1 protein-coding gene is annotated in these 248 nt (G+C 68.5%); it reads right to left on the bottom strand.

The genetic code is table 11. The annotated features are described in order from the left end of the window. Positions 1-248, bottom strand: a 248-nt coding sequence (locus SB751_RS33760) for an ATP-binding cassette domain-containing protein (protein ID WP_410749467.1), incomplete at both ends; no start/stop codon positions are given.

The following is a 248-nucleotide window of genomic DNA, read 5'->3' as shown; positions in this document are numbered from 1 at the left end:
CGGTGGGTTCGTCCAGGATGATCAGCTTGGGTTCGGCCACCAGCGCGCGGGCGATCGCAAGCTGTTGCTGCTGGCCGCCGGACAGGTCGCCGCCGCGCCGCGCCAGCATGCTCTTGAGCACCGGGAACAGCTCGAACACTTCCTCCTTGATGCGGCGCGCGCGCGCGGCCGGCTTGGTCGCCATGCCCATCAGGATGTTTTCTTCCACCGTGAGCCGGGCGAAGATGTCGCGGCCCTGCGGCACGTAG

This window comes from Cupriavidus sp. SIMBA_020, from assembly GCF_046535395.1.
Classification (GTDB): Bacteria; Pseudomonadota; Gammaproteobacteria; order Burkholderiales; family Burkholderiaceae; genus Cupriavidus; species Cupriavidus campinensis.
The sequence above is the reverse complement of the archived record's forward strand: the minus strand, read 5'-3'. Positions and strand labels throughout refer to the sequence as shown.